This is a genomic window from Mesorhizobium sp. M0664, from assembly GCF_040320565.1.
Taxonomy (GTDB): domain Bacteria; phylum Pseudomonadota; class Alphaproteobacteria; order Rhizobiales; family Rhizobiaceae; genus Mesorhizobium.
In genome coordinates, this window is sequence record NZ_JAMYPW010000012.1 from 106,762 (window position 1) to 118,940 (window position 12,179).

Sequence of the window (12,179 nt, forward strand, 5' to 3'; positions counted from 1 at the left end):
CGACAAGACAAAACCGCCGGGCTTTCACCCGGCGGCTCGTCACTTCAGCAGTGCCAGTCGATCAATAACAGCAATCGATCAATACGGGCAGGCATTGTCCGACATGTAGTCGTGCACCTTGATGGTGCCGGCTATGATGTCGGCCTTGGCTTTTTCGACCGCCGCCTTCATCGCATCGTCGACAAGCGCCTTGTTGTTGTCGTCCATGGCGTAGTCGACCCCGCCTTCCTTGAGGCCGAGATCGTTGACGCCCGCCGTGAACTTGTCGTTCTTGGCATCCATGAAGGTGTTGTAGACGGCAACGTCGACGCGCTTGACCATCGAGGTCAGCACCTTGCCGGGCTGCAGGCCGTTCTGGTTGGAATCAACGCCGATGCCGAGCTTGCCGGCGTCGGCCGCTGCCTGCAGCACACCGACACCGGTGCCGCCCGCCGCTGCGTAGATTACGTCGGCGCCCTGGTCGATTTGCGTCTTGGCGATCTCGCCGCCCTTGGCCGGATCGTTCCAGGCTGCCGGCGTATCGCCGGTCATGTTCTGGATGACGTCGGTGGCCCCGGCCGCCTTGGCGCCGCCGACATAGCCGCAGCCGAACCTGCGGATCAGCGGAATATCCATGCCGCCGACGAAGCCGACCTTCTTGGTCTTGGAAGCCATCGCCGCCATCACGCCGACGAGGTACGAGCCTTCCTGCTCCTTATAGACCAGGGAGCGGACATTGGGCTTGTCGACGACCATGTCGATGATGGCGAATTTGGTGTCGGGGAACTCGGTTGCGATCTTGTCAAGCGCGTCAGCCCACGAGAAGCCCGCCATGACGATCGGGTTGCGGCCGTCCTCGGCGAAACGGCGCAGCGCCTGCTCGCGCTGGGTGGCGTTGCTGACCTCGAATTCCACATAGGGGATGCCGGTCTCGGTCTTGAACTTTTCAGCGCCGTGGAAGGATGCCTCGTTGAACGACTTGTCAAACTTGCCGCCGAGATCATAGAGGATCGCGGGTTGAATGTCCGCGGCGAAGGCCGGAAGAACCATTGCAGCTGCGGCCATGAGGCCGAGAACGATACGTTTCATGTGATCCACACCCCTGTCGGTTATTTGTCCATTATGCACCGCATGCCGGCCCGGTTCTCCGGCAGGCATACGGTGTCGGGCAGGAGTGTCTTCCTCCCGCTTCGGGTCAATCTGGCACGGCCCGAAACAAAATTCACGTGGAATTTTGACCCTTTGGAAAAGCATGGCGCCGCATCGCGGCGCCACAGCATATTCCTTGCGTCAGGGGCATAAAATCAGGCGGAGACGGCGGCCGGAATGGCGCAGGTGACGCCGGTTCCCTGCAGGCCGCAATAGCCGTAAGGGTTCTTCGCCAGATATTGCTGGTGGTCTTCCTCGGCGAAGTAGAATTCCGGCGCCGGCGCGATCTCGGTGGTGATCTTGCCGCGTCCGGCACCGCGCAGCGAAGCCTCGTAGGCATCGCGCGAGGCGAGCGCCGCCTGGTACTGCGCGTCGTTGAACGTATAGATCGCCGAACGGTAGGTGGTGCCGACATCATTGCCCTGGCGCATGCCTTGCGTCGGGTCGTGGCTTTCCCAGAACAGCTTCAAGAGCTCGGCATAGGACACGATCTTGGGATCGTAGACGACAAGCACGACTTCGGCATGGCCTGTCAGGCCCGTGCAGGTTTCCTGATAGGTCGGGTTGGGCGTGACGCCGCCGGCATAGCCGGCCGCCGTGACCCATACGCCCTCGACTTGCCAGAACAGGCGCTCGGCGCCCCAGAAGCAGCCCAGCCCGAACATCGCCGTTTCCATCCCTTCGGGATAAGGACCCTTGAGCGGCCTGTTCGAGACAAAGTGCTTCGATGCCGTCGGGATCGGCCGGTCGCGGCCGGGCAACGCCTCGGAGGGTTTCGGCAGGTTGAGCTTCTTGTTCAGCATGTCGCTGAGAAACATGTGTGGCTTCCTTTTCTTCTTGGTTGAGCCTTCCGGGTACGGGATCACCGGGTCAGGCTGGAAATGTCAGGTTGCGGCGAACCGCCCGCTGGGGCGCTGCCGCCTGTAACCGATTGCATAAAGAATGAACGCCAGCACCGCGAACACGGCAAAGCCGGGCTGGCTGAGCACCCAGGCGATGGCACCGTCCCACAGCAGCGGGTTGACCTTGTCGCGGACGAAGCTTTCGAAGGCGCTGCGCGTATCCGGCGAAACCGCGAGCCAGCTGGTGTTGAGCGGAGTCATCACCAGCGCCGAAGCCGCCACCGAGCGGGTCGCATCGAGCACGGCCATGATGACCGAAACCGAAAGCGCGATCATTGCGGCAAGACGGAAGATAAAGCGGAACATCCGGACCCTTCCTCCCCAGGAGTTTATCAGAATGTCGTGTGGACTGTTAAATAGGATCTGCGTGCTTTATCCGCAATCGCGACACGCGAAGTTGAACCTGCGGCCGCCGGTTCGCCGGGACCGGTGGCGCGCCGGGGACGGCAAGCACACCTCCGCCGCTCCTTTCGATAGGCTCCCAACGGGTGCCCCAGCGGCATGGGCTGAGCATCCGTATCCGGCAAAGCGAATAGACTGCCGTTATGTCTTGGCATTCGGCACCGGATCGACTAGATGAGCCCCGCGCCTGTTGCTTTGACGGCTCAGGTGCGGGGAAAGGGTATCCGCTGGTTGACGGCGCCCACGGCCGGAATTCCGGCACCGGAATCCCAAAGGAGATGCATCTCCCCAACCCGCGCGGCGAAACCGGCCGCGTCGAAAATGCTAAAAAGACGGAGAGGTGGCCGAGTGGTTGAAGGCGCACGCCTGGAAAGTGTGTTTACGGGAAACCGTAACGCGGGTTCGAATCCCGCTCTCTCCGCCAGTTAAATCTCTGTCCAACCCGGAGACATGGGTAACAGATTGTACTTAAGACATGGGTGACAACCTCGTGCCGAACGGGTTGTCGATGGTCTGCAAGGTCCTCTGTTCCAAGTCGATATACCCGAGATCGTAATGCATGAAGCTGACGAGCCAAATGCCGTCGTCGATCTCCTTGATTCCCAGCCTCTGACCGGCGAGCACGGTCGAGACGCTGATCTTCTTCCTGTGCATGCAGATGCGGCCGCAAGCGGTAACCAGGATGTCGCGGTCGTGGAAGGGGTATTCCAGTTCCGGCAGGCCGTCATAGGCTCTTGAGGACGGCGTGTAGAGCTCGGCCGGGGTGCGCATGGCGAGCGCCTCGTGTGGCCTTTCCTCATTGAATTCGCTGATGAAAGCGTCGAACCTCGCCTGCTGCTGGAGAATGTTCATGCCGGGCGGCCTGGTCGTCTCTTTCTTTAAGGTCAGATGCATGCGCTCGTGGCGGCCGTTCTGTTGCGGGTTGCCCGGCTGGATGCGCTCGATGACGATGCCGAGCCTGAGCCAGAACACCGACAGGCGCGAGAGATTGTAGAGGCCGTTAGGCGAAGCGAAAGGGAGCCCGTTGTCGGAGCGGATGGCGGCGGGCAGGCCGCGCTCCCTGAACAGCCGCACGAAGGCCTCGATGACCGGCGTCTCCTTTGTCGATTCAAGCGCTTCGCAGGCGAGCACATAGCGCGAGATCTGGTCGGTGACCGTCAGGGGGTAACAGTAGCTACCGTTGCCGAGCCTGAACTCCCCCTTGAAGTCGGTGCACCACAGATCGTTAGGGGCGGCGGCTTGCGACAATGGCGTGCCCACGGCCTTGCTCGCCCGGTTCCTCTTGCGGGCCTGGCTCACAAGGCCGTGACGGTCGAGCACGGCATGCACGGTGCTTTTGGCCGGGATACGCACATCACCGGCGAGCTTCCTGACCAGCAACTCCCTGATCTTGCGAGCGCCCCAATGCGGCTTCTCGCGCTTGGTCTCGACGATCAGCCGCTCGATCTGCTCGGGCAACTGGTTGGCGTACCTCACCGGCCGCCGCGAGCGGTCGCAAAGCGCCTCCAGCCCTTCCTCCCTATAGCGGTTGAAGATCTTGTAGCCAGTCTTGCGCGAAATCCCGAAATCCCGGCACACATCGCTCATGCCTTCTCCCGCGAGAAGGCGGGCAACGAAACGTAGACGTTCCTCCATCACCGAACACTCTCTCCACGGCATCAACACCTCCGGCCAAAAGCCAAAAGTGTTACCCATGTGTCCGGTACAAAACGTCACCTATGTCTCAGGCCGCACATCCAGGACCATTCTCGACACATGGATTACGGTTTATACCGAGAACGGTGCAGTAGGGCACCATGTCCCTGGAATGAGCTGTCGGCCGTCTCTCGGAGAGGGTAAGCAGTCCTTTTCCTGTCGCGGGTTGATGTGCACCGCACGTTCTATTGCCGCATTGCACATCATGCTGCGCTGCACAACTGAATTTAGACCGATGACGGTACCTATTACGCTGCTAGGCGGCCGGAAGCCCGACCGGCGGGTGCCGATGATGAAGTTGGGCTCGTTGTATTTCGTCTGGCTGTCGAACCGGCCCGACAAAGTGCCGCAGGCAGTCTTCGATCGATAAGCGAAGCAGGCGGTTGTGAGGAGTCAGCTTTCGGTCCTCTTGCTGGTTCGCAAGTTCCTTCGCGTTGACTATTCGGAACTGCAACGTTTATTGAACGCTAACATCAAAGTGGATGAAGTCGCCCAAGGGACAAGCCGACCATGCGTTTCGCACCTTACTTCGTCGCGCGTTTGGCTGGTGTGCAGGCCGGCGCCGGCTCCAAGCTCAGCTACCGGACGGTTCGCAGCGCACGTCGCGGAAATCATGTAATCGGGGAAGAAAGCATTATTCACTGCGTTTTCTCCTTCGATCGCCCGGATGCGCAAATCACCGTGGGAAAGCGATGTTTCATTGGCAGAAGTCATTTGGTTTCTGCGGGACGCATCGAAATTGGCGACGACGTGATCATGTCGTGGGGTATCACGGTAGTCGATCACAATTCCCATTCCGTCGATTGGAGGTTGCGTGGGGACGACGTGAAAAAATGGCATCGTGGCGAAAAGGATTGGACAGGGATCCCCATCGCTCCAGTGAAGATTGAAAACAGGGTCTGGATCGGATTCAACGCAACAATTCTCAAGGGTGTTACCCTCGGCGAAGGATCGGTCGTCGGCGCAGGCGCTGTCGTAACCAAGGATGTGGCACCTTTCGCAGTCGTCGCCGGAAACCCTGCTAAGCCGATCCGTCAGCGCCTTATTTAGCGGCCGAGCAGAGCGCACCGCCAATATAGGCAAAGTTGCGCACCGCCGTATTTGGAGCAAATCTCAAGAATCCCGTTCGGATTTTGTGCTTGAGCCACCCTTTTGCTCGCCCGCCCGAAAGTTGCTCGTAGGCGAGATCGTTGGCAAACACCATGAGACGCTCGACCTTGAGCCCGGAGGTCTTAAGCAGGTTTTCCAGCAATAATGGGGTGTAGAAATTGATGTGGCCGTATTGCTCTGAAATCCGGATAGCTCGATCCAGATGCCGTGTGTGCTCCAAAGGCACCTCTACATACAGTTTCTTACAGACCCGTGCGGCTTCCGCCAGAAATTGTCGCTCATGCTCGACGTGCTCCAGGACATGCAACGCCAACCCTAAATCAAAAGACCCATCTGGGTGGGGGATGTGATAGCCGTCAAAGACATCGAGATGTTCGAGGTTGGGGATGTTCCTGGCCTTGATCGCCGTTAAACCCGAATTGGAAATCTCAACCGCGCCAAGTGTTCTTCCGATCTTAAGTTTGTTGAGCTTATCCAGGACGGCCCCTTCACCGGCCCCTATATCCAAAATCCTGTTGAACGTTTCGGCGCCCACCATTGCAGTAAGGTGGCTAACAGATTGTTTTGATGAAATTTCGCGCTTAACATCTACTTTGCCATCGGCGTAGTAATTGTCATACATCGCAATAATGCTGTCAGCGCCGGCCATAAAATCCATCCAATTTGTCTATGTTCATTGGATCGTGCCACAGTCATCCGGCCCCGTCCAGCGCATGACGAACGCGACGCTGCAGCTCCCACGCACACCTGAGGAGACTTCGGTCCAGAAATACTCGCCGACATCGACGTTCTTGCCGAGGATCGCTGCGGCGGCAGCGCCTGCCAGCCCTGCCGACGCAGCGAAGCCGAGGTCGGGGCAACAGCATACGAACCGGCGCGTTACTCAGAATCTGGGTCAGCAACACACCTCCCATCTCGAAGCGGCCTGCGGCACCCGAGCGGGTGCCGCCGCTGAGGCAACATCAAAGGCGCCGTTTGCGCCGCCGGGGCATGGTGCCGGCCGCGACGACTCCAACACCGATCGATGCAGCAGCCCGCCGGGAAAATGCCCGGAACTCCCGGTGCTGGCGGATGCCTGGTCAGCGCTGGCTTGGGCGACAGCGTTTAATAATTGCGTCTCGTCGAGCAGCGGCTCAGCCTCACCGAGTGCGTCCGAAATGTCTCGCGGCACGAAGGCGGCAACGATGGATGGCATCGGTGCCGACGACCGGCTCTTCGGCCGTGTACACAAACACTCGGTTGGCATTGACCGGCGCGACCTAGCAGGCTGTTGAAAAAGGCCCTCGCCACCGGACCGCAGCGATGATTCACTGGATTCGGAGGTGACGAGTGCGTGGCGGCGACGATCGAACTGGCGAACTTTTCAGCTACGTGGACCTTTAGGTCCGGGTTCGGCGCAATCACCCATTGCGGGCGATCCGGACGATCGTGACTGAAGCCCTGTCGAGGCTGGAGCGTGAGTTCGCAGCGCTATATTCGCCGATCGGACGGCCATCAATCCCGCCGGAGAAGCGGCTGCGGGCGATGCTTTTGCAGGCGTTCTATTCGATCCGCTCGGAGCGGCTTTTGATGGAGCGGTTGGAATACGACCTCCTGTTCCGCTGGTTGGTCGGCATCGGCGTCGACGACGCAGCCTAGGACCATTCGGTGTTCTCCAAAAACCGTGACCGGCTGCTGGAGGGCGATATCGCGGCGAAGTTCCTGGCGGCCGTGCTGGCGCAGCCCAAAGTCAAGAAGCTCCTGTCCACGGATCACTTCTCGGTCGACGGCACGCTGATCGAGGCCTGGGCTTCGATGAAGAGCGTCAAGCCAAAGGGCGGCCCAAGCGGCGGTCATGGCGAACCGCCGGCAGACGGCGGCGGACGCAATGCGGAAGCCGACTTCCACGGCGAGAGGCGATCGAACGAGACGCACACCTCGACTACCGACCCCGACGCCAGGCTCTACCGCAAAGGGCGGGGCAAGGAGGCCAGGTTGTGCTTCATTGGACATGGGTTGATGGAGAACCGCCACGGCCTGCTGGTGGAAGCCGGTCTGACGCTGGCCGACGGACATGCCGAGCGGGTGGCGGCCCTGCACATGATCGAAGCTCGTGCCGACCGGCCGCGGGCGATCACGCTCGGTGCCGACAAGGCCTATGACGCAGAGGACTTCGTCAACGAGTTGCGCTCGATGAAGGTGACACCACACGTAGCGCAGAACACGAACGGCCGTCGTTCGGCGATCGATCGCCGCACCACGCGCCACGGTGGCTATGCCGTCAGCCAGCGCATCAGAAAGCACATCGAAGAGGCGTTCGGCTGGATCAAAACCGTCGCTGGGCAGGAGAAGACCAAATTGCGCGGCCGCGACCGCGTTGGGGGGCCTTCAGCTTCGCGGCCGCCGCCTACAATCTGGTGCGGCTGCCCAAGCTCTTGGCGGCGTCGAAATGACCGCGCCCGCAGGCTGCCAACTGATCGGCCGCTGGCGGATCATCGAAGCCGATCTGTGGGATCGCGGTTACCTGAACCTCGGTGGACCCGCAACCATCGCCATCGGACCCGACAACAACGGCGAGATCGCCTTTGGCGCCCTGCAAGCCGGTCTCGAACTGAGCTACAGCCCCTCGATAGTTCACTTCACATGGGCCGGGTGTGACGAGATGGACGAAGTCACAGGCGATGGGTATGCCGAATTGCTCGACGACGGCTCGATCGAGATCACATTCGCCTACCACAACGGCGACGAGGCCATCCTCAAGGCAATACGTCAGACTTCTTCAACAGCCTGCTAGACGTGGACGTTCGTGTCCTTCTGCACGGTGCGGGCGTCGGCGGCGCGAAACTATACGCCTTCGCTCGGCGTGTAGATGCCACTCTGCGTCAGATCGCCTCGGTCCTTGACCAGAATGCGGTCATCGACCTCGGCCGCCATGCCGTCGATCGTCTGCAGGTCGTGAAGGACAATATTACCCGTGATTGCGAGTCGCACGGCCTCGCGCTCGCGGTCAGAAGACGAATGGCGGCAGTTGGGGGTCGGGACATTTGGGCTTGTTCCAAAAAAGTCCCCGTGGAAGCGAGGCTTGAAACTGTTCTGGTCTTGGCGTTCAGTGCGCGCTATGAGCTTGAGCGAGCGGTTGCTATCTTTGGCGACCTGTTTGGAACGTGTCGGCGGTCGGACAGCGACTCACCTCGAGGGTGGCACCTCGGCTCCGGTTCTTCTATAGATTGACCCGGCTTACGGGGTTTGGACATTCAACATGCGCAAGACGGTCGAACCGCGAATTCGCAGATTTCAGCTCGTACGGCCTGCGCCCGGCCATTGTGCTGACGGCGTCTCGCCTGTCGAGGCCTTCGCTGGCGCCCGCAGCGGCCAAGAGTGAGTAAGCGATGCTCATAAACGTCCGAAAGCGGCTGATCGAAATCGTGCTCCTGTGGACGTTGATCGGCTATCCGCTGCTAGGAATATACACCACCGTCACCGGAATCGATAACCGTACAGTTTCCGTGGCCGTTAGAATAGTTGTCGTACTGACATCACTGTTCCTCATTGCGACGGCCATGTCCGACAAGAAATTCCGAATCAACAGCCTGTTAGCGGCCTTCTTCGGTTTATATTTGGCAAGGCTTGTATTTGATTACGCCTATCAAAATAACGATTATGCATTAGTAGCAATTCAGTTCTATCTCGCGTCCGTGGTTTTTCCAGCGATCGCGCTCGCCTCATATGCCGAATATATTCTGACTATTCAAAAACGAGTGGTAATCCTGCTTATCGTTTCCGGTGCATTATTTATTCCGGCGTACTTCTACGCCTATCGAAACGGGCTATTCTTCACCCAGGGAACGGACGACACCAATGTCCGGTATGCCTCCGAATTCGTCAATGCGGTTTCGCTTGGGCATTTCACCTGCATCGTCGCGATCGCGACGTTCTTTTATACGATCGAGTATAAGCCTCGGCTCTTCGAGCGTGCCGCATGCGGGGCAATTCTGGTCGGCACAGGGGTCGCCCTGTTCCTGTCAGGATCGCGAGCCGGTTTCGTGGGCATGGTCGTTGCCTCGGCTGTCTATGCGATTGCCCGTCCATCGCGCCTAGTAATTCTGATACCCTTCGCGCTTGGCGGCCTGATGTACCTGCCGGAGGACAACTACCTGGTCCGGCGGATGACAGATCTCCTGAACTCTAATTGGGACACAGGGGCGCTGGAGCGCATGAATGTGCAAAGTACGGCGCTGGCCGACTTCTTCGACAGCCCTGTTATCGGCAAGCATTTTATCGACATGAACTGGGGACCAGGCCTGTACCCTCACAATATCCTCGTTGAAGTGCTTATGGCGCTTGGCCTAGTGGGCGCCGTTCCACTTTTCCTCATATCGGGTATGTCGATGTACAAAGCCTTGAAATTTCGGTCTCAACTTACTTTCTACGCAATCCTATACTTTGTTTCCTTCACATTCCTACAGACTTCAGGCGCATTATGGGCGGCAGACAGCCTGTTCGTACTGACTTCCGTGCTGTTGACGGCCAGCAAGAAATTTGAGCCTCGCTTCGTGGCGGGCTTTCAGCGCCGACCGAGGCCCATCCAAAGCTCGTCGCATGCCCCTCTGTAGACGAGCAGACATGGCTGTTGCCTTTCGGGCTAAGGAATTTTGCCCAACTCGCGAAGAAACCTCAGCGTGGCCTGCCACCATTCCGAGTTTTCGTCCCACTGCTCGGGCCGATTGCTTGCCTCGCGAGTCATCGTGCCCCAGATAACGATCCCGTCGGCATATCTCCTGCAGGTATCCAACTGAGTATACCAATAGTCCCCCGGCAGATAGGCAAAGGTCTTGAAAAACTGAGGCCACAGGAAGCAATAGACTGGCTTCCCCTGCGAGATTCTTCGCGCCTCTTCGATGTTGGCCCGCGCGAAGACCACCCAAGCGTCCTTGTCGCCATAAAATGTGTAAAGCGATGGAAAGAGCTCATCGACATATGGCACGAGAGCGGATGCAATCTCGCCGTTGCGGGACTTCCAGTCTCTGAGCGCGTCGTCCCCTCGCCAGCCGATCGCATTCCAGTAGTCGCGCATCGGCAACACGCCATAGAGGCCAAGCTTCAGGCTCGGGTCAGCTTTCCTGATCGCGCCGAGCGTTGCCTGGTATTTGGCGATAGATGATGCCCGTGCCGCATAGGCGCCCTCCAGCGGCCATTGTTCGATGTCCACCACCAGATGCTGGTTGCTCCTCGGCAGCTCCAACGCCTTCTGCACCTGCTCGGCATTCGGAACATCGAGACCCAGCACATGAGGATCCGCGATGGTGAGATGCTCGAAGCCGAGCCGGCCCAGATCGGGGGCATCGCCGGTGAAAATCAAGCTTTCGAACAGTTTGAATGGAGTGCGGCTCTGCGCCGTCGCCGGCCAGGAACTGGCCAGAATGCCTATCAGGCAGAATACGATTTTGCCAAACATGATGGTCTCGCGTGGAACGGAACTCTGTGCGGCCGACATTCACACAATTCAACCTTTCGGCCCACCTGCGGAAGGACTAGTGAAGACATGGGCTGAGATAACAGCGGCGGCAGTCGAAACAATCTGGTCCGATCCTATTTCGTTGTTGGTAACGCGATTCTGCAAATTCCTGAGAACGCGCTGTCGTCGATGTTACTGGTTATAGCTTGCAACCACACTGTCCGCGATTAACGGCGATATCGCAACGATGCTTCGACGGCATGCCGATCGAGTGATCGAGTGGCGGCCGTTGCAGCATGGTCGAACTTCGCATGCACGTGATCGAACCCACGCCGACTGGCCGCCAATCTGGCGTGCCAACCATGTCGCCTGTCCGGACAAGCGATGTCACCGATGGATGCGTCGAATGGGCAGAATGGGCGCAGCAGCACGGGCAACTTGCGAGCGCCCGGCGTTCCCTCAGTCCTCGTTCCGGGTCGCCGGTCAGCTGTCCGGACAGCGTCCCGACGTCATCGGGCTCTGCAGTGCTCTGCCTGAGCCACTTCCCGTCAGAACCTGCCTCCCCGGCGAAGGGCAGGATAGCCAATCCAAACCATCTTCCGTGTCCACATTCTCAGTTGAGGATGATTTCTGCCGTGAACGAGTACCCGCCTCCACTATCTATCCACAACAAAATTGGCGCTGTTGGTACACAGCGTAGTTCGCGTAACTCTTCAGCTTAATGACAACAATATTCTTCTGCATTTAGGTTAAACATTGTACGATAGAGACGTGTTTCTGTAAGCTCTCGCTACTACATTTGCGTGTTTTATTAAGATTTAAGATCAAGCCCTCTTTCCACCATCTATGGCTTAATATGCACCTGTACTACTAGTTACTGTTTTTCATATAATACTATACTTTTCTAGTTTATAATTACTTCTAGATTATTTTTTCTTAGACACTATGGGACTTTGTCCACTTATACACAGAATTTCACAAGTACCTTCTCTTCATTTGATACATATTTCAATTATGGCAAAACAATGCCATAAGTGAGTCGTATTCATTATGATACATAATGCTTATTCTGAGTAGTTTTTTCCTGCAATGCGGCAATCCTGCCACCGATCAATCATTCTATCAGTGCGTGCAGGTATGTGATTTGGCGCTAATATACACCCTCTAGTAGGCAGACATCCGCGGGGCGCTATCGAATCAAAATGAGGGATTATGGATGGCAACTCTGCACTATGCATCGGGTGGTTCTGCCACCGAAATCGCAACCGCCGGCTTCAATCTGGCTGACGTTCAGTATGTTTCGCTGGTCGACGCATTGCCTGACGGCATGAAAGGCCTGGTGTACCTCAACGAGCATGAGGGCGTAACCGCATCCTTCATCGAGAAAATGACCCCCTTCCTCGGCAATCCGAATGTGTTTGGGTTCTATCTGGTTGACGAGCCCGATCCCACGGGCAGGTGGGGCACCTATGCAACCGCCGAGAACCTGAAGGCGGAATCCGACTGGA

10 protein-coding genes, 1 tRNA gene and 2 pseudogenes are annotated in these 12,179 nt (G+C 58.2%); 6 read left to right on the forward strand and 7 right to left on the reverse strand.

Annotation, left to right across the window (positions count from 1 at the left end):
- Positions 1–78 precede the first annotated feature (78 nt).
- The 3 genes from NKI39_RS14670 to NKI39_RS14680 all read right to left on the reverse strand — a co-directional run bounded on the left by NKI39_RS14670 (position 79) and on the right by NKI39_RS14680 (position 2,336).
- Positions 79–1,068 carry a BMP family lipoprotein gene (locus tag NKI39_RS14670; protein ID WP_352469466.1) on the reverse strand — a complete coding sequence of 330 codons (990 nt, stop codon included), beginning with the start codon at positions 1,066–1,068 and terminating at the stop codon, positions 79–81.
- A gap of 215 nt (positions 1,069–1,283) precedes the next feature.
- Positions 1,284–1,946 (reverse strand): peptide-methionine (S)-S-oxide reductase MsrA, encoded by a 663-nt coding sequence (msrA, locus tag NKI39_RS14675; protein WP_352469465.1) that lies wholly within the window; start codon positions 1,944–1,946, stop codon positions 1,284–1,286.
- A gap of 66 nt (positions 1,947–2,012) precedes the next feature.
- Positions 2,013–2,336, reverse strand: a complete 324-nt coding sequence (locus tag NKI39_RS14680) for a hypothetical protein (protein ID WP_352469464.1) — start codon at positions 2,334–2,336, stop codon at positions 2,013–2,015.
- A 430-nt stretch (positions 2,337–2,766) separates the two neighbouring features.
- Here NKI39_RS14680 and NKI39_RS14685 point away from each other — a divergent pair.
- A tRNA-Ser gene (locus tag NKI39_RS14685) sits at positions 2,767–2,856 on the forward strand.
- Between the two features lie 44 nt (positions 2,857–2,900).
- Here NKI39_RS14685 and NKI39_RS14690 read toward each other — a convergent pair.
- Positions 2,901–4,091: a helix-turn-helix domain-containing protein gene (locus NKI39_RS14690; RefSeq protein ID WP_352832522.1), complete on the reverse strand. Its 1,191-nt coding sequence runs from the start codon at positions 4,089–4,091 to the stop codon at positions 2,901–2,903.
- Positions 4,092–4,637: 546 nt separating this feature from the next.
- Between NKI39_RS14690 and NKI39_RS14695 the strand changes: the two genes are divergently transcribed.
- Entirely contained in the window at positions 4,638–5,177 is a 540-nt protein-coding gene (locus NKI39_RS14695) for an acyltransferase (protein WP_352832524.1), read from the forward strand.
- Here NKI39_RS14695 and NKI39_RS14700 read toward each other — a convergent pair.
- The gene (locus NKI39_RS14700; protein WP_352832526.1) at positions 5,170–5,886 is read right to left on the reverse strand and encodes a class I SAM-dependent methyltransferase; all 717 of its coding nucleotides are present in this window, start codon (positions 5,884–5,886) and stop codon (positions 5,170–5,172) included. The genes NKI39_RS14695 and NKI39_RS14700 overlap by 8 nt on opposite strands.
- A gap of 680 nt (positions 5,887–6,566) precedes the next feature.
- Between NKI39_RS14700 and NKI39_RS14705 the strand changes: the two are divergent.
- Positions 6,567–7,669: pseudogene (locus NKI39_RS14705) on the forward strand (IS5 family transposase).
- Positions 7,666–8,010, forward strand: a complete 345-nt coding sequence (locus NKI39_RS14710; RefSeq protein ID WP_352832529.1) for a hypothetical protein — start codon at positions 7,666–7,668, stop codon at positions 8,008–8,010. Before NKI39_RS14705 ends, NKI39_RS14710 begins: the two are co-directional and overlap by 4 nt.
- Positions 8,011–8,060: 50 nt before the next feature.
- Here NKI39_RS14710 and NKI39_RS14715 read toward each other — a convergent pair whose 3' ends face one another.
- The gene (locus tag NKI39_RS14715) at positions 8,061–8,207 is read right to left on the reverse strand and encodes a hypothetical protein (RefSeq protein ID WP_352832531.1); all 147 of its coding nucleotides are present in this window, start codon (positions 8,205–8,207) and stop codon (positions 8,061–8,063) included.
- 398 nt (positions 8,208–8,605) lie between these two features.
- Here NKI39_RS14715 and NKI39_RS14720 point away from each other — a divergent pair, with 398 nt between their 5' ends.
- The gene (locus NKI39_RS14720; protein WP_352832533.1) at positions 8,606–9,829 is read left to right on the forward strand and encodes an O-antigen ligase family protein; all 1,224 of its coding nucleotides are present in this window, start codon (positions 8,606–8,608) and stop codon (positions 9,827–9,829) included.
- Between the two features lie 29 nt (positions 9,830–9,858).
- On the opposite strand, the gene NKI39_RS14725 is transcribed toward NKI39_RS14720, so the two are convergent.
- Positions 9,859–10,710 carry a hypothetical protein gene (locus NKI39_RS14725; protein WP_352832535.1) on the reverse strand — a complete coding sequence of 284 codons (852 nt, stop codon included), beginning with the start codon at positions 10,708–10,710 and terminating at the stop codon, positions 9,859–9,861.
- Positions 10,711–11,887: 1,177 nt separating this feature from the next.
- On the opposite strand from NKI39_RS14725, the pseudogene NKI39_RS14730 reads away from it, so the two are divergent.
- Positions 11,888–12,179: pseudogene (locus tag NKI39_RS14730) on the forward strand (calcium-binding protein); the annotation flags it as partial.

What these genes read in the sequence shown, in the direction of transcription:
- NKI39_RS14670 (WP_352469466.1), bottom strand. Translation starts at nt 1,068, where the DNA reads ATGAAACGTATCGTTCTCGGCCTCATGGCCGCAGCTGCAATGGTTCTT.
- msrA (WP_352469465.1), bottom strand. Translation starts at nt 1,946, where the DNA reads ATGTTTCTCAGCGACATGCTGAACAAGAAGCTCAACCTGCCGAAACCC.
- NKI39_RS14680 (WP_352469464.1), bottom strand. Translation starts at nt 2,336, where the DNA reads ATGTTCCGCTTTATCTTCCGTCTTGCCGCAATGATCGCGCTTTCGGTT.
- NKI39_RS14690 (WP_352832522.1), bottom strand. Translation starts at nt 4,091, where the DNA reads ATGCCGTGGAGAGAGTGTTCGGTGATGGAGGAACGTCTACGTTTCGTT.
- NKI39_RS14695 (WP_352832524.1), top strand. Translation starts at nt 4,638, where the DNA reads ATGCGTTTCGCACCTTACTTCGTCGCGCGTTTGGCTGGTGTGCAGGCC.
- NKI39_RS14700 (WP_352832526.1), bottom strand. Translation starts at nt 5,886, where the DNA reads ATGGCCGGCGCTGACAGCATTATTGCGATGTATGACAATTACTACGCC.
- NKI39_RS14710 (WP_352832529.1), top strand. Translation starts at nt 7,666, where the DNA reads ATGACCGCGCCCGCAGGCTGCCAACTGATCGGCCGCTGGCGGATCATC.
- NKI39_RS14720 (WP_352832533.1), top strand. Translation starts at nt 8,606, where the DNA reads ATGCTCATAAACGTCCGAAAGCGGCTGATCGAAATCGTGCTCCTGTGG.
- NKI39_RS14725 (WP_352832535.1), bottom strand. Translation starts at nt 10,710, where the DNA reads ATGTCGGCCGCACAGAGTTCCGTTCCACGCGAGACCATCATGTTTGGC.